This is a genomic window from Salipiger thiooxidans (assembly GCF_900102075.1).
GTDB classification, from domain to species: domain Bacteria; phylum Pseudomonadota; class Alphaproteobacteria; order Rhodobacterales; family Rhodobacteraceae; genus Salipiger; species Salipiger thiooxidans.
Genome location: NZ_FNAV01000012.1, coordinates 43460 through 67695, shown reverse-complemented (window position 1 = coordinate 67695; position 24236 = coordinate 43460). Strand labels below are relative to the sequence as shown.

The following is a 24236-nucleotide window of genomic DNA, read 5'->3' as shown; positions in this document are numbered from 1 at the left end:
GCTCAGTCGAACTCTTCGGTGACGATGTCCGCCTCGGCCACATCGAGCGATGTCAGCTCGGTCACCATGTCGTCGAGCATGGCGTCGGGGCCGCAAATGTAGCAGGTGTCGCGGCCCGGCGTGACGTAGTCGCGCAGAAGCGCCGCGTCGATCTTCTCGTAGTGCAGCGGGCTCTCGGTCTCTTCGGTGACGATGAAGCGGGTCCTGAGCCCCGGCATCTTCTCGAAATCGTCGCGCAGGATGATGTCGCGCTCGGCCTTGTTCGAGAACACCAGCGTGTTGCCCTCGAGCGTGCCGCGCTCGTGGAGCTTCTTGCGCAGGATCGAGATGAAGGGCGTGACGCCCGCCCCGCCGGCGATGAAGACGCCGTCGCCCTCGTCCTGGATCGCGCCCCAGGGATCCTCGACCAGCACCGCGTCGCCGGGCTGCATCCGACCCAGCCGGGCGGTCATGCCCTCGTGGCCCTCGGCCTCTTCCGAGTACGACTTGATGACGAACTCGAGCGTCTCCTCGCCGGGCAGCGAGGTCATGGTGAACGGGTGGCGGGACTCGCGCCACCCGTCGCGGTCGAGCGCCATGTCCACCGCCTGCCCCGGGGCGAAGTCGAAATCGTCGGGACGGTCGAACACCAGGTGATGGGTGTCGTGGGTCACGGCGGTGATGGATCTGAGCATGAGCTTGCGGGTCATGATGGTGCCTCCTTTTGGCAAGGAAACGACCACGCGCCGAACGCGGTTCCGGGGGCCGGTGCTTTTTGACCGATATCACGGGGACCGTGGGCCGGCGCCTTGGCGGAGGCCGGGCGAACGATGCCGCGCGCTTTGACCGATGTCAGGCAGAGGCAGGACGGATGCCAGAAGGTCAGCCCGGCGCAGAGCGGGCCCTGCGGCTCAGTGACGCTTGCGCAGCCGGATGACCACGTCGACCGACGCGATCTCGGCGCCCGGAGGCGCCTCGGGCAGCCGCGAGATCACCATCTGGTCGGCGGGCGCATCGGTGAGATGGCCGTCGTCTTCCCAGTAGAAATGCGGGTGCTCGTGGATGTTGGTGTCGAAGTAGCTGCGCGAGCCGTCGACGGTGACTTCCTGCATCAGCCCCGCGTCGCAGAAGGCGCGCAGGGTGTTGTAGACGGTCGCCAGAGAAACGCTGTCGCCCTCGTCCTTGGCTGCGGCGAACAGGCTCTCGGCCGTGACGTGCCGGTTGCGGCCGTCACCGACCAGCAGCGCCGCCAGCGCGACGCGTTGACGCGTGGGGCGCAGTCCGACGCGTCCCAGCCACTCCGTGCCTCTCTGAACAGCTTCCGAGGTCATGCCTTATCCGGTTCGTTGTATTCCGCACATATATATAGGGAATCCCCAAGGGAGAATTCAAATGGAAATCCTTGCTCCCCGTGCCATCCGGCGCCCTCGCGGCAGGCTTGCAACGCGCGCTTTCGCGATGATAGAGGGGGCGCAACCTGAAAATCAAGCAACAAGGGGCCTTTTGCAGATGGCCGACTACCCTACCAGCTTCGGCAAGGAAGACCTTTTGAAATGCGCCCGTGGCGAGCTTTTCGGGCCCGGCAACGCGCAGCTTCCGGCGCCGCCCATGCTGATGATGGACCGCATCACCGAGGTGTCGGGGGATGGCGGCCTGCACGGCAAGGGTCACGTGCTGGCGGAATTCGACATCACGCCGGACCTCTGGTTCTTCGACTGCCACTTCCCCGGCAACCCGATCATGCCCGGCTGCCTCGGCCTCGACGGGCTCTGGCAGCTGACCGGCTTCAACCTCGGCTGGCGCGGCTGGCAGGGGCGCGGCTATGCGCTCGGCGTCGGTGAGGTCAAGCTCAAGGGCATGGTCCGTCCCGACCGCAAGATGCTGACCTACAAGGTGGATTTCACCAAGGCCGTGCAGACCCGCCGGCTGACCATGGGCGTTGCCGACGGCATCGTCGAAGCCGACGGCGAGGTGATCTACGAGGTCAAGGACATGAAGGTGGCGCTCAGCGAGAGCTGAGCCCTCCGCCTCCCCTTGCCTGCCAGCAGCGACCGCGCCCGCGCGCGGTCCTGCACGACGGTCCTTCCCGAACGCTTTTCCCGAGACCTGATGCCGGCGACGTCCCCGCCTCGGCTCATGTTGGCGGTGCAGGCCCGCAATGACGCCTCGGGCTCCGTCTCTCGTCGGACGCGCGGAGGCGGCGTTGTTGTGGCCAGCGTCTTCACGCGACAGCTCATCGTGAACGGTCCCCTGATCGCCAACTGAAGGAAAGGCCCGCCTCACACCGGCGAGACGCCGAAATGGCTCAGGATCGGTTCGATGGGGTTGGCGAAGCTCATGCTGATCGCCGCGGCATCGCCGAAGTACAGACCGACGAGCTGATCCTTCGCGTCGAGCACCACCGACCCGGAATCGCCGCCCTGACCGAAGATCCCGACATTGTCCACGATGCCGAGTTGGTCGACGAAAAGCGCGGTGCCATGCCCGGCGTAGGGCATGAGAAAGTCCATCTTGAACATGTAGTGCCCGTCGGTTCTCTGGGTCTGCCAGCCATACTTGCGCACCGGATCCTGCAGCGCGATCCCCGGAGCGGTCCCGTTGATGCTGCCCAGCACGATGACCCCGTCGATCACGTCGCCGACGTTGTCCGGCTCGATCAATGCCGCGTCCATATGGTTCAAACCGGTGCCCGTCAGGTCGATGGTGTGGATCTGGTGGACGGTGCCGATGCAGTCCCGCGCCCCTCCGCCGTCCCGCGCCGAGGGCTGCCAGACGACATCGCCGGGGCGCGCCTGGTTGACCGCCCCCACGACGTGATTGCAGGTCAGGATGAAGCGCTGCCCCGCGGCGTTCTTGACCAGCGCCCCGAGCGTGCCGCTCTCACCGCCCGCACGGCCCTCGCCCAGCGAGTCCCCTCCCTGCGCCGGACGCGCGCGCGGCAGGATGGGCCCGCTCGTGCGCTCGGTGATGTCGAAGGCGCTGAGCCCCAGCACCTCGCGCACCACGCCTGCGAAGCCGTCGAGCTCCTCCTCGAGAAAGATCACCAGACGCGATTCGCCCCCCTCTGCGGTCAGCCCGACCCCGGTCACCTTCGGCGTGCCGCGCCGCCCGTCGAAACTGAAACGGATCTTGTCATAGAGTTCCTGGATAGGTCCGCCGTAGCGCTCGGGGTCGTTCGGCCCCCGCAGCAGGACCTCGCGAAGGATCCGGCGGGCGTCCTCGATCGAAATGGGCATATCAATCTCCCGATCGCGAAATGAAATGGATTTGCTGCAGGATACCGCTCAAAGGGCGATCCACATACCCCATAGGATGTGTTTAATGACATATGACTCATCAAAAGCTGAGTATCCTGCGACAGCGCAGCCCCGCCTGCCCAATCCCGCGCCCAGGCCCTCCCGCCCGGCGCAGCCCGGTTCCCGCGCGGCAGCCGACCTTCTTGCACCTGCCACCCTCCGTGCACTACTAAGGCGCCAACCAATATGAGGAGGCACGCATGCGCCGCGTCGTCGTTACCGGACTGGGCATCGTATCGTCCATCGGCAACAATGCCCAAGAGGTGCTCGCCTCGCTGAAGGCGGGCCGCTCGGGCATCACCGCAAACGAGCAGATGAAGGAACACGGCTTCCGCAGCCAGGTGGCCGGCGCCGTCGACATCGACGTCGCCGCGCATGTGGAGAAGCGCGCCCTGCGCTTCATGGGCCCGGGAGCGGCCTATGCCCACATCGCCATGCAGCAGGCGATCACGGATTCCGGCCTCGAGGAAGGCGACGTCATCAACCCGCGCACCGGCCTGGTCGCGGGCTCCGGCGGTCCCTCCACCTCGGCGCTGCTGACCGCGCACCAGACCGTGCTCAAGACCGGCAGCACCAAGCGCGTGGGCCCGGTCGCTGTGCCCAAGGCGATGTGCTCGACGGTGTCGGCAAATCTCGCCACCGCCTTCCAGATCAAGGGCATCAACTACTCGATCACCTCGGCCTGCTCGACCTCGCTGCACTGCATCGGCAACGCCGCCGAGCAGATCATGATGGGCAAGCAGGACGTGATGTTCGCCGGCGGCGGCGAAGAGCTCGACTGGACGCTCTCCTGCCTCTTCGACGCCATGGGCGCGATGTCCTCGAATTTCAACGACACGCCCGAGAAGGCCAGCCGCGCCTTCGACAAGGACCGTGACGGCTTCGTCATCTCCGGCGGCGGCGGCATCATCGTGCTGGAAGAGCTCGAGCACGCCCGTGCCCGCGGCGCCAGGATATACGCCGAAGTCACCGGCTACGCCGCCACCTCGGACGGCCACAACATGGTCGCCCCCTCCGGCGAGGGCGGCGAGCGCGCCATGCGGCTGGCGCTGTCGACCCTGCCCGAGGACCGCAAGGTCGGCTACATCAACGCGCACGGCACCTCGACCCCGGTCGGCGACGTGGGCGAGATCGAGGCCGTGCGCCGCGTCTTCGGCACCGGCAGCACGCCGCCCGTCAGCTCCACCAAGTCGATGACCGGCCACAGCCAGGGTGCCACCGGCGCGCAGGAGGCGATCTATTGCCTGCTGGCGCTCGAACATGATTTCATCATCCCCTCGATCAACGTCGAGACCCTCGACGAGGCGCTGGATCCGGCCGAGATCGCGACCGCACTGGTCGAGAACGCCGGGCTCGACACGGTGATGACGAATTCCTTCGGCTTCGGCGGGACCAACGGGTCCATGCTGCTGAGCCGCTATCGCGATTAACAAGAAAAACAATGGATAACGAGATATGTCGGAGCTACTGAAGGGCAAGCGCGGGCTGGTCATGGGAGTGGCAAACGACCGCTCCATCGCATGGGGGATCGCGAAGGCCCTGCACGAGGCGGGGGCCGAGCTGGCTTTCACCTACCAGGGCGAGGCCTTCGGCAAGCGACTTGCACCGCTCGCGGCCCAGGTCGGCAGCGACCTGATGGTGGACGTGGACGTCACCGACGATGCCTCGCTCGACGCGGGCTTCGCGATGCTGGCCGAGCGCTGGCCCACCATCGACTTCCTGGTGCACGCCATCGCCTTCTCGGACAAGTCCGAGCTCACCGGGCGGTTCCTCGACACCAGCCGGGCGAACTTCAAGAACTCGCTCGACATCTCCTGCTACAGCTTCATCGAGGTGGCGCGCCGCGCCCACCCGCTGATGGTCGAGAACGGCGGCACGCTGCTCACGCTCACCTATGACGGCAGCACCCGGGTGTTCCCGAACTACAACGTCATGGGCGTGGCCAAGGCGGCGCTGGAATCGGCGACCCGCTACCTCGCCAACGACCTCGGCCCCGAGGGCATCCGGGTCAACGCCATCTCCCCCGGCCCGATGAAGACGCTGGCCGGCGCGGCCATCGGCGGCGCGCGCAAGACCTACAAGTTCACCGAGCAGAACGCCCCGCTGCGCTCGAACGCGACGCTCGAGGCGGTGGGCGGCACCGCGGTGTTCCTGGTCTCGGACGCGGGCGCCTGCACCACCGGCGAGACCATCCGTGTCGATTGCGGCTACCACGTGCTGGGCATGCCGCAATACGAGAACCTCTGAGCCTGCCTTGACGTGCCCGCCCCGGCGGCGCATGTCGCGGGCGAACCGGAAAGGACGGCACGGATGCTGACGGCGATCATCGACTACGAAAGCGGCAACCTGCACTCGGCCGAGAAGGCGTTCCAGCGCATGGCGCAGGAGACGGGTGCCGGCGAGGTCGTGGTGACCACCGACCCCGAGACCGTGGCCGGCGCCGACCGCATCGTGCTGCCCGGCGACGGCGCCTTCCCGTCCTGCGCCGCCGCGCTGTGGCGCTCGGGCTGCTTCCAGGCCATGGTCGAGGCGGTAGAGCGCCGCGGCGTGCCTTTCCTCGGCATCTGCGTCGGCATGCAGCTCCTTGCCCGCAAGGGCCACGAGTATACGGAAACCGACGGGCTCGGCTGGATCGACGGCGAGGTCGAGCGCATCGCGCCCTCGGATCCCGCGATGAAGGTGCCGCACATGGGCTGGAACGACCTCGTGGTCGACCGCCCGCACCCGGTGCTCGACGGCATCGCCACCGGCGATCACGCCTATTTCGTGCACTCCTACCAGATGCGCCTCAGCGACCCGGCGCAGCGCGTGGCCCACGTGGACTACGGCGGCGACGTCACCGCCATCGTGGCCAGGGACAGCGTCGTGGGCCTGCAGTTCCACCCCGAGAAAAGCGCCGCCACCGGCCTGCGCATGATCGCCAACTTCCTGACCTGGCACCCCTGACAGGTCACCGTAGAAGCGAGATCTCGACCGGCGGGGCGCATGGGCACCCTCCCGGGCACGATCTCGTTGAGTGGGTGGTCTTCAGCCGATCCAGGACGCGATCGGATCGGCGAAACCTGACGCCCCATGGCGTTTGTCAGCGCCCCTCACCTCCCCGGCCTCGCCCGATCCCAAACCCGCGCCGCGGCGCCACGACGCCGCCACCGCGTCAACCCTGGCCCGAACCTCACCGAACGCGCCACGCCCGCCCTTCATCTTGCCGGATAAACTCCGGGGGAGTCTCCGCAGGAGACGGGGGCAGCGCCCCCTCCTCCCCGCCACCTGCACGACGTGCGGCCCTGAAAACCCCAGGCGCACCAAGAGCCGCAAGAAAACCTCCCCCCGCGCTCTCCCCCTCAGCGCACCCGCGTCCAGACCTGCCCGCGGCAGATGCCCAGCACACAGCCCTCGACCTTCAGCGAATTGCCCGTGAGCTGCATCCTGGAATTGTAGGTCTTGTCCCGGTCCGGGGCCCAGATCTTGCCGCCGCCGTAGCTGCCGCCGCCCTTGGGCTTCATGCCCCAGATCATCTGCCGCCCGATGTTGGGCGAGCGGATCTCGCTACCGGCGCGGTCGAAGCCCTTGCCGAGCGTGCCGCAGATCTCGCTGCCGCAGGGGGCGATGCTCACCAGCGCGTAATGGCCGTTGTCGTCGCCCTGCGTTTTCCAGACCCCTTCCACCGGATCCGCCAGCGCCGTACCCGCCATCAGCGCCAGTCCGCAGGCCATTGCCGTCACCTTCTTCATCGCTCCTCTCCTCCCGTCGAGCAAATCGACTTGCAGCATGGCACCCGCCCGGGTTTTCGTTCAATATTGACGCCGGGTCCGATAATGTGCGACCCGGCGTCATGAAACGATCAAGAAAACGGCACTGAGCAGACAGCAATGATCCTCTACCCTGCGATCGACCTCAAGGACGGCAAAGCCGTGCGCCTGCTTCGCGGCGACATGGACAAGGCCACCGTGTTCAACGACGACCCCGCCGCCCAGGCGCTGGAGTTCGTGGCCGCCGGCTGTGAGTGGCTCCATCTCGTGGATCTCAACGGCGCCTTCGCCGGCGAGCCGGTCAACGCCGCCGCGGTCGAGGCCATCCTCAAGACCACCAACACCCCCGCCCAGCTCGGCGGCGGCATCCGCGACATGGCCACCATCGAGCGCTGGCTCGACAAGGGGCTGGCGCGGGTGATCCTCGGGACCGTGGCGGTCGAGAACCCCGCCCTCGTGCGCGAGGCCGCGGCCGAGTTCCCCGGCAAGATCGCCGTGGGCATCGACGCCAAGGACGGCCGCGTGGCCACCAAGGGCTGGGCCGAGGTCACCGACGTCGACGCCATCGAGCTCGCGAAGAGCTACGAGGACGCGGGCGTCGCCGCCATCATCTACACCGACATCAACCGCGACGGCGCCATGCAGGGCCCCAACATCGAGGCCACCGCGGCGCTCGCGCGCGCGGTCACCATCCCGGTCATCGCCTCGGGCGGGGTGTCGTCGCTCAAGGACCTCAAGGCGCTGCGCGACTGCGGCACCTCGCTCAACGGCGCGATCTCGGGCCGGGCGCTCTACGATGGCGCCATCGACCTGCGCGAGGCGCTGAAGCTGCTGCGCGACTGAGGCGCCGCCAAGCGCGCCTCAGTCGCGCCTCAGAGCGCAAGGTCGATCGTCACCGGGAAATGGTCCGAGGCGGTCAGCAGGGCCTCGCGGAGCTCCGGAGTGCGCCAGCAGACCGGGTCGTCGAACGGATGCCAGATGCGCCAGTGCGGGCGCGTCGCGGCGAGGTCGGACGAGACCATGATGTAATCGAGCATCGCCTGCAGGTAGCGCCCCTGGGACTTCAGGAAGAACCGCGCGGTGGTGGGCTGCGGCCCGAGCCGGTTGCACAACGCCTGCGCCGCGTGCGGGTCGTGCAGCCGCATCGCCTCGTCCACGGCCCCCTCCCCCAGCACGATCTCGACCGAGCTGCGCCCGAACAGGTGCTCGTACTCGTCGAGTCCCGGGCCGTCGTTGAGATCGCCCATGACGATCACGCTCTCGCCGGCCTGCAGGTGCGTCTCGACCCGCCGCCGCAGCCAGATCGCCTGCGCCAGCTGCTTGCGGCGGTTGGCGATGCCCAGCCGCATCACCTGGTCGCGGTTGTGCGCCCCGTGCGGCGCCTTCGATTTCAGATGCGCCCCGATGAGCCGCAGCACGTGCCCCGTCGCGGTCACCGCCTCGACCTCGAGCGGCGGCTTCGAGAACACCACCCGGTCCTCGGTGGCGTCGATGTCGAGGTCGATGCGGAACACCCCGTCGAATCGCGGCGAGCCGTGGCTGCCGGTCACCTGCCCCAGCGGCGCATGACGGGCGCTCAGGAGCGCCGGATCGTAGAGCAGCGCGATCTCCTGCTGAGTCTCGTTGACGAAGCCGGTCAGCACCCGCCGCGTGCGCAGCTCATAGGCCTCGGCAAAAGCCTCGAGCGCGCGCACGGTCGAGCGCCGCGAGCCCGTGTCCGGGGCCTCGATGATCATCACCGCGTCGGCGTCCATGGCGGTGAAGACGATGCCCAGCGCCTCGGCCTGGTCGCGCCGGGTGATGTCGTGACGGCCCGACCAGCCGCCGTCCGCCAGCAGCCGGCCGGAATCGTCGAAGAGCGCGTCGAACCATTCGATGTTGTAGGTGGCGAGCCGCACCCGCCCGGCCTCAGGCCGCGCGCTGCGCCGAGATCTCTTCCCAGGCGCGGTTGATGTCGATGAGCCGCTTCTCGGACAGCTTCACCGCCTCTGGCGGCACGCCCCGCGCCTGCATCACGTCCGGGTGGCTGTCGCGCACCAGCTGCCGCCAGTGGCTGCGGATCTCGGGCAGCGGCGTCGCCGGATCGACCCCCAGCACGGCGTAGGGATCGGGCACCGCGTCGGGCACGAAGCGGGCGCGGACGGCGCGGTACTCGGCCGCCGGGATCTCGAAGATCTCGGCCACGCGGTCGAGGAAGGCCTCCTCTGCCGGGTGGTAGTGCCCGTCCGCCATGGCGATGTAGAACAGCCCCTCGAGCAGGTCGCAGACCGGCCCCTTGGTGTCGTCGAACATGCGGCGGATGCGGCGGGCGTATTCCTCGAACCCCGCCACGTCCTGCCGTGCAAGGTTGAAGACGCGCGCTGCGGCCTTCTCGTCCTCGGGCGCGATCGAGAAGATCTCGCGGAAGGCGGCGACCTCGTTGCGGGTCACCTGCCCGTCCGCCTTGGCCATCTTGGCGGATAGCGCGATGACGGCGATGGTGAAGGCAACGCTGCGCTCGGGCGGTTGGCGGAGGCGGTCGAACACCGCGCCCAGCCCCTCGCCCTTCGCCAGCGCCGAAAGCGCTTCGGTTATGCGGGTCCAGATCGACATGGGCGGATTCTACGCGGTCCCGCGCGGACTGTCAGCGCGGTTCAGAGAAATTTCTGCATCAGCACAAGATCCATCCAGCGCCCGAATTTCCAGCCGACCTGCGGCAGGCGGGCGGCCTCGCGGAAGCCTATGGCGGCGTGAAACGCAATGCCCGCTGGGTTTTCCGACGACACGCCGGCGAAGAGCGAATGCACGCCCTGCCCCCGCGCGACCTCTTCGATGGCATCCATCAGCGCGCGCCCCGCCCCGCGACCTCTTGCCTCGGGGGAGAGGATGACGGTGTGCTCCTTGGTCCGGGCATAGCCGGGGCCGCCGCGGAACGGGAAGAAGGTGGCGAATCCGAGCAGCGTGCCGGCGTCCTCGGCGACCTGGAAGGCGGGCCCCCGGGCCGCGATGTCGGTGGCGATGCCCTCGGTGGTCCTGAGCTCGGTCGAAAAGGTGATGGCGGTGGTCTCGATCCACGGGTTCCACAGTGCCTCGAGCGCTGCCGCGTCCGACGCGTTGGCCGGACGGACGATCACTGCAGCACGCGCGGGTGGCCCTGCGGCGTGCGCAGCTCGGCCCGCAGGCCGGGCTTGGCACCGGTGGTGAAGCGCACCATCGGCGCGTCGAGCCAAGGCGCCAGCAGCGCCTGCAGCTCGGTGGCCTGCGGGTGGATGACCTCGAGCCCCTCGAGCCGCGTGCCGGAGGCCGATAGGATGGCGCCCGCGGGCACCGGGCTCAGCCACTGGATCAGCGCCGGGAAGACGCCGTCATAGGGCAGGAGCCCGTCCTCGGGCACCGCCATGATCCAGCGCAGCCGCCCGCGCGCCAGCTCCACCGGCCGGCCCGCCATGGGCAGCGCCGCAAGGGCCGCGTCCATGTCGCTCACCCGGCAGATCCACTTGTCGAGCCGCGCCGGCCCGTGGAACCGGTCGAGCCCGAACCAGCGCGGGCCCCCCGGGGGCTCGGCCGAAGGGTCGATGGCGATGGCTTCGAGATAGACGCCGCCCAGCCCGAGAAGCTGGTTGTGGGTGCCGTAGCGCTCATGTGCGCCACCCGGCAGCATCGGCACGCCCGCCGCCGCCTCGGTGTGGGCGACCGCTTCCTCGAGGCTCTCGCCCAGCACCGCGATGTGATCCAGTTGCAGCTTCATCCGCCGCCCGTCTTCAGAAAGGTTCGGGAAACGATAGGCCACGGAAATCGCCAAGAAAATCGAAAAAGAGTGTCAGGGGCCGCGGCTGCCCCCTCGCTCCGTCGATTTTCAGGGGAATGTCGCGCGGCGGCGGCCCGCGCCCCCCGAAAACGCGACAAACTCCCGGTTCGAACGCAGTTGCCAAGGTGCCCGGTGCGCGGTGGCGTCACCGCAGGCCCACCAGACGAACGCATGGGGCGCAGTCCGTGGGGGGCGCCGGCCCCAAGCGTCCGAAACAGAAGGGCGCGGAAGACCTGCCTCCGCGCCCTGTCCGATGTCACACGACGGCCCGATGCGCCGGGCCGCAGGCCCTGCTCAGCTCCGCGCCTTGCGCACGAGCTCGAGAATGTCGCGCGCGGCTTCCGGGATGTTGGTGCCCGGGCCGAAGATCGCCTTCACGCCGGAGTCGTAGAGGAACTTGTAATCCTGTTGCGGGATGACCCCGCCGCAGATCACGATGATGTCCTCGGCGCCCTGCGCCTTCAGCGCCTCGATGAGCTGCGGCGCCAGCGTCTTGTGACCCGCCGCCTGCGACGAGATCCCGACGATGTGCACGTCGTTGTCGATGGCATCCTGCGCGGCCTCGTCCGGGGTCTGGAACAGCGGGCCCACATCCACGTCGAAACCGATGTCGGCAAAGGCCGTCGCGATGACCTTGGCACCGCGGTCGTGACCGTCCTGCCCCATCTTGACCACGAGCATCCGCGGACGGCGGCCTTCCTCCTCGGCGAAGTCCTCGACGGCCTTCTGGATGGCGGCAAAGCCCTCGTCGCCCTCGTAGGCGGCGCCGTAGACCCCCGCCAGCGTCTTCACCTCGGCCCGGTGGCGGCCGAACACCTTTTCCATCGCCATGCTGATCTCTCCGACAGTGGCCCGCGCGCGGGCTGCTTCGACGGCGGCCTCGAGCAGGTTGCCGCCCTCTTTCGCGCGCCGCTCCAGCTCGGCCAGCGCGGCGTCGCAGGCGGCCCCGTCACGGGTCGCGCGGATGGTCTCGAGCGACCTGACCTGGCCCTCGCGGACCTTGGCGTTGTCGATGTCGAGGATGTCGAGCTCGTCTTCCTTCGCGAGGCGGTACTTGTTCACCCCTACGATCACGTCGTCGCCGCGGTCGATGTCGGCCTGACGCTTGGCGGCGGTCTCCTCGATCCGCAGCTTGGGCATGCCGCTGGCCACGGCCTTGGTCATGCCGCCCATCTCGTCCACTTCCTCGATCAGCTTCCACGCCGCCTCGGCGAGGTCGGCGGTCAGCTTCTCGACGTAGTAGGAACCCGCCATCGGGTCGACGACCTTGGTCACGCCGGTCTCTTCCTGCAGGATGAGCTGGGTGTTCCGCGCGATCCGGGCCGAGAACTCGGTCGGCAGCGCGATGGCCTCGTCGAGCGCGTTGGTGTGCAGCGACTGGGTGCCGCCGAGCACTGCGCTCATCGCCTCGTAGGCGGTGCGGATGACGTTGTTGTAGGGGTCCTGCTCGGTCAGCGAGACGCCCGAGGTCTGGCAGTGGGTGCGCAGCATCTTGGAGCGGGCGTCGCGGGCGCCGAGCTCGGTCATGATGCGCGACCACAGCATCCGCGCGGCGCGCAGCTTGGCGATCTCCATGAAGAAGTTCTTGCCGATGGCGAAGAAGAACGACAGCCGGCCGGCGAACTTGTCGATGTCCATGCCGGCGTCCATGGCGGTCTTCACGTATTCCTTGCCGTCCGCCAGCGTGTAGGCGAGCTCCTGCACCAGAGAGGCGCCGGCCTCCTGCATGTGGTAGCCCGAAATCGAGATCGAGTTGAACTTCGGCATCTCGTTCGAGGTGTACTCGATGATGTCGGCGATGATGCGCATCGAGGGTTCGGGCGGATAGATGTAGGTGTTCCGCACCATGAACTCTTTCAGGATGTCGTTCTGGATCGTGCCCGAAAGCAGCGCCCGGTCATGGCCCTGCTCTTCGCCGGTGACGATGAAGTTCGCCAGCACCGGGATCACCGCGCCGTTCATGGTCATCGAGACCGACACCTTGTCCAGCGGGATGCCGCTGAACAGCACCTTCATGTCCTCGACCGAGTCGATGGCGACGCCCGCCTTGCCGACGTCGCCCACCACGCGCGGGTGGTCGCTGTCGTAGCCGCGGTGCGTCGCGAGGTCGAAGGCCACCGAGACACCCTGCTGACCGGCGGCCAGCGCCTTGCGGTAGAAGGCGTTCGATTCCTCGGCGGTGGAGAAGCCCGCGTACTGGCGGATGGTCCAGGGCCGGCCGGCGTACATCGTCGCCTTCACGCCGCGGGTGAAGGGCTCGAAGCCCGGCAGTTCACCGACCTGCGGCAGCCCCTCGACATCGGCGGGGGTGTAGATCGGTTTGACCTCGATCCCCTCGATGGTGGTCCAGGTCAGATCGTCGAGCGGGCGCCCCCGCAGTTCCTTCTCAGCCAGAGTGCGCCAATCGTCCAGTTTGGCCGTCATCGTCCCGTCCTCTCTCCTTTGAAGCCGGCGGCCAGTTCGTGCTGGCCGTCGCGGGCTCCGGGTCCTCTGTCAGTCGTGCCAGCCCGTCCGCCCCGGCACGCAGCCAGAACAAGTCGTCGGCATATCTCTCGCGCAGGTCGGCGGCCTGCACCGGCGTGAAGGGCATCCAGCGCCCCTCTCCGGCAGGCAGCGACGATGCGTCCTCGCCCCGCTCGTCGAGCAGGGCGCGCAGCTCCGGCAGGGAGGGGCCGCGATGCGCCCAGATCCCGCCCGAGGGCAGTGGCGGCGTGAACAGCACGCCGGTGGTCCGTTTCAGCAGCTGGTCGGGCCGCGAGGCGAAACGCTCGAACGGCGTGACCAGCAATTCGGTCCCGGGCAGTGCCGCGGCCACGTCCGCGATCACCTCGCGCCAGCCGCGCCGCTGCGCGATCAGATGGTCGATCAGCCCCGGCTCGGGCAGCGCCATGCCGCGCGCCACGAGGTGGGCCAGCACTGAGGCCCACCACATCTCGGACGAGCGGATCTGCAGCACCGCGCGCTCGACCGAGCCGAAGCCCCGCAAGAGCTGCGCCAGCCGCGGCCCCGCCGCCGGGTAGAGCTTGCGGGCGCGCAGGCAGGCCCGCGGCGTGCCGAGCGTGTTCTCGTCCGAGACCAGAAGCACCGCCAGCCCGCGCCGCGCCGCCGCCTCGGCGGCAAGCCGCACCCGCCCCGCCGCGCGCTCCGCGTCGCCCGGCCGCGCCCCGGGCTCCATCAGCCCGTGGAACAGCCCCTTGCGGGTCCGCCATGGCCCCCAGACCCCGATGCCCTGCCCCGCGAGCTGCGCATCCGCGCCCCGCAGGTAGGTCTGGAACGAGGTCGAGGCGGCGCGATGGGCGCCCAGGTGCAGGATGATGTCCACGGCCGGATTTCCTTGTGCATGCGATCCCCGGCATCATGCGCCCTCCCCGGTGTGAAACCGGTTAAGGGTGGAAAAAATCCCGATAGTCTCTTGGAAACATTGTGCGGTGCGGCACCCCGTGCCTATATCTTGGGGTATGATGCGCTGGATAAAACCCGTCCTCATCGGACTGTTCACCCTGACGGCGGGCCTTGGCGCGGCGCAGGGTGCCGAAACGCCCGCGGCCGAGGCCATCCGACCGGCGGGCGACGCGACGCTCGAAGACTTCCGCTGGACCAGCCGGCCGCTGGTGGTCTTCGCCGACAGTCCGGCCGACCCGCGCTTCGTGCAGCAGATGGAGCTGATCAATGCCCGGCTCGGGGCGCTCGAGGACCGCGACGTGGTGGTGATCACCGACACCGACCCCTCTGCACGTTCGCCGATCCGGCAGGAGCTGCGGCCGCGCGGCTTCATGTTCACGCTGATCTCGAAGGACGGCACGATCCTGCTGCGCAAGCCCGCGCCGTGGGACGTGCGCGAGATCTCGCGGTCCATCGACAAGCTTCCCCTCCGCAAGCAGGAGGTGCGTGACCGGCACTCCGCCGTGCGCCCCCCGATCGACGCCCCCGCCGAGTGACCCGCGCTCAGTCGTAGGAACGCAGCACCCAGACGCGCTTCTGCTCCCACTCGATCAGCGACAGCACCCGCGCCTGCGGGTCGTAGACCGTGACCACCTCGGGGTTCAGCATCGCCTCGTAGAGCGGCACCTCGAGCCGTTCCTCGAGACAGCCCGTCGCCCCCGAGACGCCGGCGTTGACGATCCCCAGCCCGCTGCGCTGCTCGCGACCGATCACCTCGCGCGAGATGTCGTCGGGGCTGAGCCCCACGTTGAAGGCCACCGCCCTGCCCCGCTCCATCAGGAACAGCGCCGCGGTCAGGTCGCTCACCGGGATCACCCCCGGCTTCGGATAGCGCGAATAGAGCGAGTAGAGCGCCGCCGTGCAGCCGAGCCGGTCGCGGAAGTAGAGCGGCTCGCGCAGGTAGAGCGTCTCGGAGAGCTGCGCCCTGAGGCTCTGCTCGGTCTCGAAGAAACACCCCGAAAGCGCCGTGGACAGGGTCAGCGACATCGCCAGCCCCATGGCCCGGGCGCATCGCCCGGACCGCCAGGTCCCAGTCATGACACCCACCTCCGCGGCAATGCCCCCACAGGGACAGCGTCGCCGCCAGAGGTTGCCGCAACCTTCGCAGACTGCGGCAACGCCGTGACGTCTCCGACCAATCGGAGACATCTCCCCCGGATCTGGGGGACACCGTCACGCGGGCGATTGCCTGCGGGGCCGGTATGTCACGGCGCAGGGTCATGGCGCGGGTTACTCGAACTCCATGATCACGTCGTCCACCGCGAGGCTGTCGCCCGGCCCCGCGTTGATCTTCGCGACCACGCCCCGGCGCTCGGCGCGCAGGATGTTCTCCATCTTCATCGCCTCGACGGTGCAGAGCGCCTGGCCCTCCTGCACCTCGTCGCCCTCGGCCACGTTCATCGACACGATGAGACCCGGCATCGGGCAGAGCAGCATCTTCGAGGTGTCCGGCGGCAGCTTCTCGGGCATCAGCCGGGCAAGCTCGGCCTGGCGCGGGGTGCGCACGTGCACCTTGAGATCCGCCCCGCGCGAGCGGATGCGGAACCCGCCCGAGATCTTGCCGACCTTCAGCACCAGCGGCTTGCCGTCCACGGTCATGTGGGCGAGCGTCTGCCCCGGGGTCCAGTCTCCCTCGACCCGCAGGGATGCGCCGTCGGAGAAGGTCACCGTGGCGCCCTGCCGGTCGGCGGCCAGCGTCATGTCGTAGCTCGCACCCTGCAGCGTCACGGTCCACTCGGTGCCGACCTTGCGCTCGTGGTTGTCGAGCGTGCCCGAGATGCGGGCGCGGCGGATTTCTGCGACACGGTTCATCGCGGCACTTGCGGCGGCGATGTCGCGGAGCTTGTCGTCGGACAGCGTCACGCCCTGGAAGCCGTCGGGATATTCCTCGGCGATGAAGGCGGTGGTGATGTTGCCGGTGATGAAGCGCTCGTGGTCCATCACGGCCGCGACGAAGGGCAGGTTGTGGCCGATGCCCTCGACCTCGAAGCTGTCGAGCGCGTTGCGCATCACCTCGATCGCCGCCTCGCGGGTCGGCGCCCACGTGCAGAGCTTGGCGATCATCGGGTCGTAGTACATCGAGATCTCGCCGCCCTCGAAGACGCCGGTGTCGTTGCGCACGATGCCCTCGCCCAGAGCGCCCTCGGCGGGCGGACGGTAGCGGGTCAGGCGGCCGATGGAGGGCAGGAAGCCGCGGTAGGGGTCCTCGGCGTAGAGCCGGTTCTCGATGGCCCAGCCGTTGATGCCAACGTCATCCTGGGTGATGCTCAGCGGCTCGCCGTTGGCGATCCGGATCATCTGCTCGACAAGGTCGATGCCGGTGATCAGCTCGGTGACCGGGTGCTCCACCTGCAGGCGGGTGTTCATCTCGAGGAAGTAGAAGTTCTTCTCGCCGTCGACGATGAATTCGACGGTGCCGGCCGAGGTGTAGCCCACGGCCTTGGCAAGCGCCACGGCCTGCTCGCCCATCGCCTTGCGGGTCTCGGGGTCGAGGAACGGGCTCGGCGCCTCTTCCACCACCTTCTGGTTCCGGCGCTGGATCGAGCACTCGCGCTCGTTCAGCCAGAGGCCGTTGCCATGCGCGTCACAGAGCACCTGGATCTCGATGTGGCGCGGCTGGGTGACGAATTTCTCGATGAAGATCCGGTCGTCGCCGAAGCTCGAGGCGGCCTCGTTCTTGGAGGACTGGAAGCCCTCGCGCGCCTCCTGGTCGTTCCACGCGATGCGCATGCCCTTGCCGCCGCCGCCGGCGGAGGCCTTGATCATCACCGGGTAGCCGATCTCGCCCGAGATCTTCACTGCCTCGTCGGCGTCCTCGATCAGGCCCATGTAGCCGGGCACGGTGTTCACGCCGGCTTCCTGCGCGATCTTCTTCGAGGTGATCTTGTCGCCCATCGCCTCGATGGCGCCCTTGGGCGGGCCCACGAAGGCGACGCCGGCGGCCTCGAGCGCATCGGCGAACCTGGGGTTCTCGGAGAGGAAGCCATAGCCCGGGTGCACCGCCTGCGCGCCGGTGTCCTTGACGGCCTGCATGATCTTGTCGATCACGATGTAGGACTGGTTGGCCTGCGGCGGGCCGATGTGCACCGCCTCGTCGGCCATGGCGACGTGCAGGGCGTGCTTGTCGGCCTCCGAATAGACAGCCACCGTCTTGATGCCCATCTTCTTGGCCGTCTTCATGACCCGGCAGGCGATCTCGCCCCGGTTGGCGATCAGGATCTTGTCGAACATTGTCGTCCCTTTCCTACGAGTTCCCACGGCCGCAGCGCGCCGCGGCGCCTCCGGCCACGAAAAAAGCCACCGGGGCTGAGGGCCCCGATGGCTTCGATGTCTGTTGTGCCACGGCGCGAGGCGCCGCGGAGATCAGTCGATCAGTTGCAGTACTGCGGCGTGACGTCGTCGCAGACCACGCCTGCGGTCGCACCAACGGCTGCACCGACCATGCCGTCACCGCCGACCGCGCGGTCGATGAGATAGCCCGAGCCAGCGCCGATGGCGCCACGGCTGAGGTCCGAGCTTTCGCAAGCTGCGACGGTGAAGAGGCCGAGGATTGCGGCGACGCAGATGGCGGTCTTTGCCATGTTGGAAACTCCCTTTGTTCCGTTCTGGTCGTTGAAACGATCAGAGCATAAACGCCAGATTTCCCGGGGAGGTTCCACCGAAATTCGTCACCGCGCGCAAAAGCGGCGGCGCGGCGCCGAGATTGGGCGGAAAGCCGCGCGGCGACCGTCACACGTCGGGAAGAAGGGGCGGACGGCCGACCAGGGGATAAGTCGGGCCGTCCGCAAGGGGAAGGGTAACGGTGAATGAGGGGCGCCCTGCGAGGGCGCCAATCAACTCGCAACAACCTTACGTTGCACGAATGATCCCCCCCCGCAAAGGCGAATCTGATGCACACGCGCAGATCGGCGCTTTCCCGCCAATCCGCAATCATGGATTGTGCAATCACTCCCAATCCCCGTCCTCCTCAAAGGCCTCGGGGAAGGACGCGCGGGCGGCCTGCTCGTTGATCACGAGCAGCGAGTCGTAGCTCTCCGGATCGAAGGGATCGTCGTAGGGGAGCACCTCGCGGCCGAACAGCCAGGACAGGCGTCCCGCGTCGAGATTGCCGCGTTCGAAGGGCTGGTCGCCGAAGTGTTCCCACAGCGCCGCCATGAAGGCGAGGTCGGCGCGCTTGTCCACGGCCTTGCGGTCGCGATAGCGTTCGCGACGCACGAGCGCAGTGATGCCGCGCGGGTTGGCCCGCCGGATGGTGAACTGGAAATCGGTTCCGGGCAGACGGCCCGGGAAGCCACGGTGTTTCAGCATCGCCCGCCCTCCGAACCGAGGGCCACCGCGCGGGGCGAAAGGGGGGCGGGCCCGCAGGCCCGCCCCACAGTATTACTTGTACTTGCCGGTGTAGACGGGCTCGGTCGTGATGGGCTCGGGGTCGACCACCACGTACTCTTCTTCTTGCTGACCGCCGCAAGCGGCAAGCCCGAACAGACCAAGCATTGCAAGCACTTTGATGCTCTTGGACATCTTTTTCTCCTGTCAGGTTCAACGGAACCGACAAAGCCCTCTGGCCTTGCCTGTCCTCGCTCCGAGGTTTCGATTGCTTGGGTGCAATCGGATTTCAACATAGCCCAAGTTTTGCGGGGACAATATCTGCCTCGCGCTGCAAAGCGGATATGTGACTGCAAAGACGCAGTCTGCCCACCGTATGAGCAAAATCTCCCAAGATGTTGTGCAGGCATCAGAAAGCCTCCCAGATGCAGTTGCCTTCAGCGTGGGAGTAGGCCTCAAAATACTGCCTCACCTCAGGCGCCGGATCGCCGAAGGCGACCGGTTCGGCCATGAGGGAGATCACGATGCGCGATGGCTCGGGGCCGATCGCCGCGAGCCGCGGCAGCGCGAAGGACTCGCATAGATAATCCATGTCGGATGACACCTCTTCGTAAAGTCTCGGCGCCTCCCCCCCGATCTCGGGTGCGAGGAAGCGAAAGCGGTAGACCAGACCGTCGCCGGGCTGGTCCCAAATGACATCCTCGAAGCTGACCGGCATCCCGGAGGGCACCACGACGGGCTCGCCCGCCACCGGCATCGCTGCCGCGGCAACGAGGAGAATCACCGGCAGGTTCAACATCATCTGGACCACCTGAGCCAGCGGGCACGGTTGCCCGGGTCCTCGAGAACGGCGGCGATGCGTCTCGCCGCCAACGCTCCGGGGGCCGCCGCGTCCAGCTGTCCGCCCGCCCGCAGCACGGTGCCCTCTTCGTCGGTCCGCACCGACACGCAGGGCGAGAAGCCGCGAAGGTCGCGCAAGGCACGCCAGACGTCCTGCCGCACCTGGTGGGCCAGCCGGCCCCGGCGCGTCACCGGCGGCAGGCGCGTCTCGACCACGAGGTCAAATCGCGCCGGCCAGCGGCGGGCCAGGATCAGCCCGCCCTCCTCCTCGTGCATATGCCATGCCCCGCGGGCCATTCCCCCTCCCCTGTCCGGATCAGAGCGGAATGTTGTCGTGCTTCTTCCACGGATTCGAGAGCTGCTTGCCCCGCAGCATCGCGAAGGCGCGGCTCACCCGGCGACGGGTCGACCGCGGCTGGATCACCTCGTCGATGAAGCCGCGCTCGGCCGCCACGAAGGGGTTGGCGAAGCGGCCCTCGTAATCGGCGGTGTGCTTGGCGATCTTCTCGGGGTCGCCGAGATCGGCGCGGTGGATGATCTCGGTCGCGCCCTTGGCGCCCATCACCGCGATCTCGGCGGTGGGCCACGCATAGTTCACGTCGCCCCGCAGGTGCTTGGAGCTCATCACGTCATAGGCGCCGCCATAGGCCTTGCGGGTGATGACGGTGACCTTGGGCACCGTCGCCTCGCCATAGGCGAAGAGCAGCTTGGCGCCGTGCTTGATGACGCCGCCGTATTCCTGGCCGGTGCCCGGCAGGAAGCCCGGCACGTCGACAAAGGTCAGCAGCGGGATCTCGAAACAGTCGCAGAAGCGCACGAACCGTGCCGCCTTCTTCGAGCTGTCGATGTCGAGACAGCCCGCCAGCACCATGGGCTGGTTGGCGATCACGCCCACGGTCTGGCCCTCGAGCCGGATGAAGCCGGTGATGATGTTCTTGGCGTGCTCTTCCTGGATCTCGTAGAAGTCGCCCTCGTCCGCGACCTTCAGGATCAGTTCCTTCATGTCGTAGGGCTGGTTGGCGTTCTCGGGGATGATCGTGTCGAGCGAGTCCTCGAGCCGCGCCACGTCATCGAAGAACGGCCGCACCGGCGGCTTCTGGCGGTTGTTGAGCGGCAGGAAGTCGACGAGGCGGCGCACTTCGGCCAGGGCCTCGACGTCGTTCTCGAAGGCGCCGTCGGCGACCGAGCTCTTCCTGGTGTGGGTCGAGGCGCCGCCCAGCTCTTCGGCGGTCACCACCTCGTTGGTCACGGTCTTCACCACGTCGGGGCCGGTGACGAACATGTAGGAGGTGTCCTTCACCATGAAGATGAAGTCGGTCATGGCGGGCGAGTAGACCGCGCCGCCGGCGCAGGGGCCCATGATGACGGAGATCTGCGGAACCACGCCCGAGGCGAGCACGTTGCGCTGGAAGATCTCGGCGTAGCCCGCGAGGCTGTCGACACCCTCCTGGATGCGCGCGCCGCCCGAGTCGTTGAGACCGATCACCGGGGCGCCGTTCTGCATGGCCATGTCCATGATCTTGCAGATTTTCTGCGCGTGGGTGGCCGAGACCGACCCGCCGAGGACGGTAAAATCCTGGCTGAAGACATAGACCATGCGGCCGTTGATGGTGCCCCAGCCGGTGATCACGCCGTCGCCGTACGGACGGTTGTTCTCCATGCCGAAATCGGTGCACCGGTGGGCGACGAACATGTCGTATTCTTCGAAGCTGCCGTCGTCGAGGAGAAGCTCGATCCGCTCGCGCGCGGTCAGCTTGCCCTTGGCGTGCTGCGCGTCGATCCGCTTCTGGCCACCGCCGAGGCGCGCACCTGCGCGCCGGTCTTCCAGTTCGTGCAGAATGTCTTTCATCGCCGTCCCTTTCGTTTGGCGTGACCATACAGAGGCGGCTTTCCCACTCAAGTCAAATTCGGCAAATTTGCAAAGCTTGGAAATGGCATTATGAGCTAATTGCAAAAAAGCAAATAGATCGGGGTCAGGCTTTCCCGAATGGACAAACCGCGCGGGGGACCATACGGCTCTAGCCATGCAAAATGGACCCATGGTTCGCTTTCTGGACCGCTCGACCCCGCCACATATTGTCACGCTGATCCTGCTGGCCGGGCTGTCGGCGCTTGCGATGAACGTGTTCCTGCCGTCTCTGCCCAGGATGACCGAGCATTTCCACACGGAATACCGGGTCATGCAGCTGTCGGTGGCGATCTACCTCGGGGTGAACGCGCTCCTGCAGATCATCATCGGGCCGATCTCGGACAAGTTCGGGCGACGCCCCGTGATTCTCTGGGGCCTGGTGCTGTTCCTCGGGGCGACGCTCGGCTGCATCTTCGCCCCCGACATCGCCACCTTCCTCACCTTCAGGATGTGCCAGGCCGTGGTCGTCACGGCCATGGTGCTGAGCCGTGCGGTGGTCCGGGACATGGTACCGCAGGACCAGGCGGCGTCGATGATCGGCTACGTGACCATGGGCGTCGCAGTCGTGCCGATGGTGGGCCCGGTGTTCGGCGGCATGCTCGACGAGGCCTTCGGCTGGCAGTCGACCTTCTGGCTCCTGTTCATCCTCGGTGCGCTGATCCTGTGGATGAGCTGGCGCGACCTCGGCGAGACCTCGGTGTCGCGCGGGCTGTCGCTGATGCAGCAGTTCCGCGAATACCCCGAGCTCTTCCGCAGCCCGCGCTTCTGGGGCTACGCGCTGACCTGCGCGCTCTCGTCGGGTGCCTTCTTCGCCTATCTCGGCGGCGCGCCCTTCGTGGGCTCCGCGGTGTTCCACCTCTCGCCCGCGGCGCTGGGGTTCTTCTTCGGAGCACCTGCCGTGGGCTACTTCATCGGCAACGGCCTTTCGGGGCGCTACTCGGCGCGGGTCGGCATCAACCGCATGATCCTCTGGGGCTGCGTGCTGAACGCCGCAGGACTCGGCACGGCGCTGATGGTCTTCGCCGCGGGTTTCCAGTCGGAATGGACCTTCTTCGGCTTCATGACCTTCGTCGGCCTCGGCAACGGCATGACCATCCCCAACGCCACCGCCGGCGCGCTGTCGGTGCGGCCGCATCTCGCGGGTACCGCCTCGGGCCTCTCGGGCGCGATCATGATCGGCGGCGGCGCGGCGCTCTCGGCGCTGGCGGGCGCGCTGTTGCAACCCGGCACCGGCGCGTGGCCGCTGCTCTGGCTGATGTTCGCCACCGGCGTCGCCTCGATCGTGTCGATCCTGCTGGTGATCCGCCGCGAGCGCCGCCTCGCCGGGCTTGCCCTCTGAGCCCGGCCCCGTCCGGCCCATCCTGACCTCCGCACACGCGCGCCCTCTGGACGTGGCGCGCGAGATTTGCAAAGAACGTCACCACCCGGCGCTAAGCTGCAAAGCCACCCTGCCCTGCAGGCCGCCCCGCCGGGTGACGGAGGAGGAGACATGCCCACACGCAAGCTTTATGCTGGCGCCAAGCTGCGCGACCTGCGCGGCCGCCTCGGCCTGACGCAGAAGGATTTCGCCGGGAAACTGGGGATCTCGCTGCCCTACCTGAACCAGATGGAGAACAACAACCGCCCGGTCTCGACCACGGTGGTGCTGGCGCTGGCGCAGGAATTCGGCTTCGACGTCACGGAGCTTGGACAGGGCGACAGCGAACGCCTGGTCACCGACATGCGCGAGGCGCTGGCCGACCCGGTGTTCGGCGAGGCCCCTCCGCTGGCCGACCTGCGGCTCACCGCGTCGAACGCCCCGGCGCTGGCCCGCGCCTTCCTCGAACTTCACCGCGCCTACCGGCAGACCCACGAGCGGCTGGCCTCGCTCGACGAGGCGCTGGGGCGCGAGGGTGCGCAGCTCCAGCCCTCGCCGTGGGAAGAGGTGCGCGACTTCTTCCACTACTGCGACAACTACATCGACGCCGTCGACCGCGCTGCCGAGCACTACGCCGGCGGGCTGACCGGCGAAATGCGCACGGGCGTCATTTCGCGGCTGCGCGAGCGCGGCATCCGCGTCGAGTTCGCCCAGACCGGCGCGCTGCGGGTCTTCGATCCCGAGCGCAAGGTGCTCACCCTCTCGAGCCTCGCCCCGCCCGAGACCCAGAGCTTCCAGCTGCTGGTGCAGGTGGCGCTGTTGCGGCAGAACGACCTGCTCGAGGCGACGCTGGACCTTGCGCGGTTCCAGTCCGACGCCGCCCGCGCCATCGCCAAGCTGGGACTTGCCAACTACTTCGCCGGCGCCGCGATGATGCCCTACGGCCGTTTCCTCGCCGCCGCGCAGGAGGCGCGCCACGATCTCGAGCTGCTGGCCTCGCGCTTCGGGGCCTCGATCGAGCAGGTGGCGCACCGGCTCTCGACGCTGCAGCGCCCCGGCGCCAAGGGCATCCCGTTCTTCTTCGCCCGCGTCGACCAGGCGGGCACCATCACCAAGCGCCACTCGGCCACGCGGCTGCAGTTCGCCCGCTTCGGCGGCGCCTGCCCGCTCTGGAACGTGCACCGCGCCTTCGAGACCCCGGGCCGCTTCCTGCGCCAGCTTGCCGAGACCCCCGACGGGGTGCGCTACGTGCTGCTCGCCCGCGACGTCACCAAGCGCGGCGGTCATTTCGGCGCGCCGGTGCGGCGCTATGCCATGGCGCTCGGCTGCGAGGTGCGCCACGCGGGCGCGCTGGTCTATGCCGACGGGCTGGGGCTCGACCGCGACGGCGCCTTCGAGCCCATCGGCATTTCCTGCCGGATCTGCGAGCGCACCGACTGCCACCAGCGCTCGGTGCCGCCGCTCGAGAAGCGGCTCGCCATCCACCCCGAGCGGCGCGAGGTGCTGCCCTACGCGCTGGAGTGAGGCTTCGGGGGGAAGACCTTCGGGAAAA

General features: G+C 67.9%; 26 protein-coding genes. 8 read left to right on the top strand and 18 right to left on the bottom strand.

Annotated features, from left to right (window positions below; all coding sequences use genetic code 11):
* Positions 1-2 precede the first annotated feature (2 nt).
* Both BLQ77_RS18155 and irrA read right to left on the bottom strand, forming a co-directional pair.
* Positions 3-689: an FAD-binding oxidoreductase gene (locus BLQ77_RS18155; RefSeq protein ID WP_089961774.1), complete on the bottom strand. Its 687-nt coding sequence runs from the start codon at positions 687-689 to the stop codon at positions 3-5.
* Positions 690-890: 201 nt separating this feature from the next.
* Positions 891-1310, bottom strand: a complete 420-nt coding sequence (gene irrA / locus BLQ77_RS18150; protein ID WP_008884686.1) for an iron response transcriptional regulator IrrA — start codon at positions 1308-1310, stop codon at positions 891-893.
* A gap of 178 nt (positions 1311-1488) precedes the next feature.
* Between irrA and fabA the strand changes: the two genes are divergently transcribed.
* Entirely contained in the window at positions 1489-1998 is a 510-nt protein-coding gene (gene fabA / locus BLQ77_RS18145; protein WP_040384155.1) for a bifunctional 3-hydroxydecanoyl-ACP dehydratase/trans-2-decenoyl-ACP isomerase, read from the top strand.
* Positions 1999-2258: 260 nt separating this feature from the next.
* Here fabA and BLQ77_RS18140 read toward each other — a convergent pair whose 3' ends face one another.
* Positions 2259-3215, bottom strand: a complete 957-nt coding sequence (locus tag BLQ77_RS18140; RefSeq protein WP_089961772.1) for a hypothetical protein — start codon at positions 3213-3215, stop codon at positions 2259-2261.
* Positions 3216-3475: 260 nt separating this feature from the next.
* Here BLQ77_RS18140 and fabB point away from each other — a divergent pair, with 260 nt between their 5' ends.
* From fabB to hisH, 3 genes are all read left to right on the top strand, one after another.
* Complete coding sequence (gene fabB / locus BLQ77_RS18135) at positions 3476-4705, top strand: beta-ketoacyl-ACP synthase I (protein ID WP_008884798.1); 1230 nt, start codon at positions 3476-3478, stop codon at positions 4703-4705.
* 25 nt (positions 4706-4730) lie between these two features.
* Positions 4731-5522: an enoyl-ACP reductase FabI gene (locus BLQ77_RS18130; RefSeq protein ID WP_089961768.1), complete on the top strand. Its 792-nt coding sequence runs from the start codon at positions 4731-4733 to the stop codon at positions 5520-5522.
* A gap of 63 nt (positions 5523-5585) precedes the next feature.
* Entirely contained in the window at positions 5586-6221 is a 636-nt protein-coding gene (gene hisH, locus BLQ77_RS18125) for an imidazole glycerol phosphate synthase subunit HisH (RefSeq protein WP_089961767.1), read from the top strand.
* Between the two features lie 395 nt (positions 6222-6616).
* Here hisH and BLQ77_RS18120 read toward each other — a convergent pair whose 3' ends face one another.
* Positions 6617-7006 (bottom strand): DUF2147 domain-containing protein, encoded by a 390-nt coding sequence (locus tag BLQ77_RS18120; RefSeq protein WP_008884491.1) that lies wholly within the window; start codon positions 7004-7006, stop codon positions 6617-6619.
* Between the two features lie 138 nt (positions 7007-7144).
* Here BLQ77_RS18120 and hisA point away from each other — a divergent pair, with 138 nt between their 5' ends.
* The gene (gene hisA, locus BLQ77_RS18115) at positions 7145-7867 is read left to right on the top strand and encodes a 1-(5-phosphoribosyl)-5-[(5-phosphoribosylamino)methylideneamino]imidazole-4-carboxamide isomerase (RefSeq protein WP_008883600.1); all 723 of its coding nucleotides are present in this window, start codon (positions 7145-7147) and stop codon (positions 7865-7867) included.
* 29 nt (positions 7868-7896) lie between these two features.
* Here the strand turns inward: hisA and BLQ77_RS18110 are convergent, their stop codons facing one another.
* From BLQ77_RS18110 to BLQ77_RS18085, 6 genes are all read right to left on the bottom strand, one after another.
* On the bottom strand, positions 7897-8922 hold the full coding sequence (locus BLQ77_RS18110) for an endonuclease/exonuclease/phosphatase family protein (protein ID WP_089961765.1): 1026 nt from the start codon (positions 8920-8922) through the stop codon (positions 7897-7899).
* A gap of 10 nt (positions 8923-8932) precedes the next feature.
* Positions 8933-9616: a molecular chaperone DjiA gene (locus BLQ77_RS18105; RefSeq protein ID WP_008885498.1), complete on the bottom strand. Its 684-nt coding sequence runs from the start codon at positions 9614-9616 to the stop codon at positions 8933-8935.
* 41 nt (positions 9617-9657) lie between these two features.
* Positions 9658-10137 carry a GNAT family N-acetyltransferase gene (locus tag BLQ77_RS18100; RefSeq protein ID WP_089961763.1) on the bottom strand — a complete coding sequence of 160 codons (480 nt, stop codon included), beginning with the start codon at positions 10135-10137 and terminating at the stop codon, positions 9658-9660.
* Positions 10134-10751, bottom strand: coding sequence for a VOC family protein (locus BLQ77_RS18095; protein WP_089961760.1), 618 nt, complete (start codon positions 10749-10751; stop codon positions 10134-10136). The genes BLQ77_RS18100 and BLQ77_RS18095 overlap by 4 nt, the downstream gene beginning before the upstream one ends.
* A 354-nt stretch (positions 10752-11105) precedes the next feature.
* Positions 11106-13235: a methylmalonyl-CoA mutase gene (scpA, locus tag BLQ77_RS18090; protein ID WP_008885594.1), complete on the bottom strand. Its 2130-nt coding sequence runs from the start codon at positions 13233-13235 to the stop codon at positions 11106-11108.
* On the bottom strand, positions 13198-14133 hold the full coding sequence (locus BLQ77_RS18085) for a hypothetical protein (protein WP_089961758.1): 936 nt from the start codon (positions 14131-14133) through the stop codon (positions 13198-13200). The genes scpA and BLQ77_RS18085 overlap by 38 nt, the downstream gene beginning before the upstream one ends.
* A gap of 136 nt (positions 14134-14269) precedes the next feature.
* Between BLQ77_RS18085 and BLQ77_RS18080 the strand changes: the two genes are divergently transcribed.
* On the top strand, positions 14270-14749 hold the full coding sequence (locus BLQ77_RS18080) for a DUF4174 domain-containing protein (protein WP_040384159.1): 480 nt from the start codon (positions 14270-14272) through the stop codon (positions 14747-14749).
* 7 nt (positions 14750-14756) lie between these two features.
* Here BLQ77_RS18080 and BLQ77_RS18075 read toward each other — a convergent pair whose 3' ends face one another.
* The 8 genes from BLQ77_RS18075 to BLQ77_RS18045 all read right to left on the bottom strand — a co-directional run bounded on the left by BLQ77_RS18075 (position 14757) and on the right by BLQ77_RS18045 (position 21267).
* Complete coding sequence (locus BLQ77_RS18075) at positions 14757-15290, bottom strand: hypothetical protein (protein ID WP_242661772.1); 534 nt, start codon at positions 15288-15290, stop codon at positions 14757-14759.
* Between the two features lie 192 nt (positions 15291-15482).
* Positions 15483-17483: an acetyl-CoA carboxylase biotin carboxylase subunit gene (locus tag BLQ77_RS18070; RefSeq protein WP_089961753.1), complete on the bottom strand. Its 2001-nt coding sequence runs from the start codon at positions 17481-17483 to the stop codon at positions 15483-15485.
* A 140-nt stretch (positions 17484-17623) separates the two neighbouring features.
* Positions 17624-17833: a hypothetical protein gene (locus BLQ77_RS18065; protein WP_089961750.1), complete on the bottom strand. Its 210-nt coding sequence runs from the start codon at positions 17831-17833 to the stop codon at positions 17624-17626.
* Between the two features lie 364 nt (positions 17834-18197).
* Positions 18198-18560, bottom strand: coding sequence for a hypothetical protein (locus BLQ77_RS18060; protein WP_089961748.1), 363 nt, complete (start codon positions 18558-18560; stop codon positions 18198-18200).
* 72 nt (positions 18561-18632) lie between these two features.
* On the bottom strand, positions 18633-18773 hold the full coding sequence (locus tag BLQ77_RS28855) for a hypothetical protein (RefSeq protein ID WP_165617147.1): 141 nt from the start codon (positions 18771-18773) through the stop codon (positions 18633-18635).
* Positions 18774-18987: 214 nt separating this feature from the next.
* Entirely contained in the window at positions 18988-19380 is a 393-nt protein-coding gene (locus BLQ77_RS18055) for a DUF6497 family protein (RefSeq protein ID WP_008884294.1), read from the bottom strand.
* Positions 19377-19715 carry a hypothetical protein gene (locus BLQ77_RS18050; RefSeq protein WP_089961745.1) on the bottom strand — a complete coding sequence of 113 codons (339 nt, stop codon included), beginning with the start codon at positions 19713-19715 and terminating at the stop codon, positions 19377-19379. Before BLQ77_RS18050 ends, BLQ77_RS18055 begins: the two co-directional genes overlap by 4 nt.
* Positions 19716-19734: 19 nt before the next feature.
* Positions 19735-21267 (bottom strand): acyl-CoA carboxylase subunit beta, encoded by a 1533-nt coding sequence (locus BLQ77_RS18045; RefSeq protein ID WP_008884675.1) that lies wholly within the window; start codon positions 21265-21267, stop codon positions 19735-19737.
* A 175-nt stretch (positions 21268-21442) separates the two neighbouring features.
* Here BLQ77_RS18045 and BLQ77_RS18040 point away from each other — a divergent pair, with 175 nt between their 5' ends.
* Together BLQ77_RS18040 and BLQ77_RS18035 are read left to right on the top strand one after the other, a co-directional pair.
* Positions 21443-22666, top strand: coding sequence for a multidrug effflux MFS transporter (locus BLQ77_RS18040; protein WP_089961743.1), 1224 nt, complete (start codon positions 21443-21445; stop codon positions 22664-22666).
* 150 nt (positions 22667-22816) lie between these two features.
* The gene (locus BLQ77_RS18035; protein ID WP_008884656.1) at positions 22817-24208 is read left to right on the top strand and encodes a helix-turn-helix domain-containing protein; all 1392 of its coding nucleotides are present in this window, start codon (positions 22817-22819) and stop codon (positions 24206-24208) included.
* The last annotated feature ends 28 nt before the right edge of the window (positions 24209-24236 follow it).

What these genes read in the sequence shown, in the direction of transcription:
- BLQ77_RS18040 (WP_089961743.1), top strand. Translation starts at nt 21,443, where the DNA reads ATGCAAAATGGACCCATGGTTCGCTTTCTGGACCGCTCGACCCCGCCA.
- BLQ77_RS18050 (WP_089961745.1), bottom strand. Translation starts at nt 19,715, where the DNA reads ATGGCCCGCGGGGCATGGCATATGCACGAGGAGGAGGGCGGGCTGATC.
- BLQ77_RS18120 (WP_008884491.1), bottom strand. Translation starts at nt 7,006, where the DNA reads ATGAAGAAGGTGACGGCAATGGCCTGCGGACTGGCGCTGATGGCGGGT.
- BLQ77_RS18105 (WP_008885498.1), bottom strand. Translation starts at nt 9,616, where the DNA reads ATGTCGATCTGGACCCGCATAACCGAAGCGCTTTCGGCGCTGGCGAAG.
- hisH (WP_089961767.1), top strand. Translation starts at nt 5,586, where the DNA reads ATGCTGACGGCGATCATCGACTACGAAAGCGGCAACCTGCACTCGGCC.
- irrA (WP_008884686.1), bottom strand. Translation starts at nt 1,310, where the DNA reads ATGACCTCGGAAGCTGTTCAGAGAGGCACGGAGTGGCTGGGACGCGTC.
- BLQ77_RS18055 (WP_008884294.1), bottom strand. Translation starts at nt 19,380, where the DNA reads ATGATGTTGAACCTGCCGGTGATTCTCCTCGTTGCCGCGGCAGCGATG.
- scpA (WP_008885594.1), bottom strand. Translation starts at nt 13,235, where the DNA reads ATGACGGCCAAACTGGACGATTGGCGCACTCTGGCTGAGAAGGAACTG.
- BLQ77_RS18130 (WP_089961768.1), top strand. Translation starts at nt 4,731, where the DNA reads ATGTCGGAGCTACTGAAGGGCAAGCGCGGGCTGGTCATGGGAGTGGCA.
- BLQ77_RS18060 (WP_089961748.1), bottom strand. Translation starts at nt 18,560, where the DNA reads ATGCTGAAACACCGTGGCTTCCCGGGCCGTCTGCCCGGAACCGATTTC.
- BLQ77_RS18070 (WP_089961753.1), bottom strand. Translation starts at nt 17,483, where the DNA reads ATGTTCGACAAGATCCTGATCGCCAACCGGGGCGAGATCGCCTGCCGG.
- BLQ77_RS18045 (WP_008884675.1), bottom strand. Translation starts at nt 21,267, where the DNA reads ATGAAAGACATTCTGCACGAACTGGAAGACCGGCGCGCAGGTGCGCGC.
- BLQ77_RS18080 (WP_040384159.1), top strand. Translation starts at nt 14,270, where the DNA reads ATGATGCGCTGGATAAAACCCGTCCTCATCGGACTGTTCACCCTGACG.
- fabA (WP_040384155.1), top strand. Translation starts at nt 1,489, where the DNA reads ATGGCCGACTACCCTACCAGCTTCGGCAAGGAAGACCTTTTGAAATGC.
- BLQ77_RS18065 (WP_089961750.1), bottom strand. Translation starts at nt 17,833, where the DNA reads ATGGCAAAGACCGCCATCTGCGTCGCCGCAATCCTCGGCCTCTTCACC.
- fabB (WP_008884798.1), top strand. Translation starts at nt 3,476, where the DNA reads ATGCGCCGCGTCGTCGTTACCGGACTGGGCATCGTATCGTCCATCGGC.
- BLQ77_RS18075 (WP_242661772.1), bottom strand. Translation starts at nt 15,290, where the DNA reads ATGACTGGGACCTGGCGGTCCGGGCGATGCGCCCGGGCCATGGGGCTG.
- BLQ77_RS18035 (WP_008884656.1), top strand. Translation starts at nt 22,817, where the DNA reads ATGCCCACACGCAAGCTTTATGCTGGCGCCAAGCTGCGCGACCTGCGC.
- BLQ77_RS18140 (WP_089961772.1), bottom strand. Translation starts at nt 3,215, where the DNA reads ATGCCCATTTCGATCGAGGACGCCCGCCGGATCCTTCGCGAGGTCCTG.
- BLQ77_RS18155 (WP_089961774.1), bottom strand. Translation starts at nt 689, where the DNA reads ATGACCCGCAAGCTCATGCTCAGATCCATCACCGCCGTGACCCACGAC.
- BLQ77_RS18095 (WP_089961760.1), bottom strand. Translation starts at nt 10,751, where the DNA reads ATGAAGCTGCAACTGGATCACATCGCGGTGCTGGGCGAGAGCCTCGAG.
- hisA (WP_008883600.1), top strand. Translation starts at nt 7,145, where the DNA reads ATGATCCTCTACCCTGCGATCGACCTCAAGGACGGCAAAGCCGTGCGC.
- BLQ77_RS28855 (WP_165617147.1), bottom strand. Translation starts at nt 18,773, where the DNA reads ATGTCCAAGAGCATCAAAGTGCTTGCAATGCTTGGTCTGTTCGGGCTT.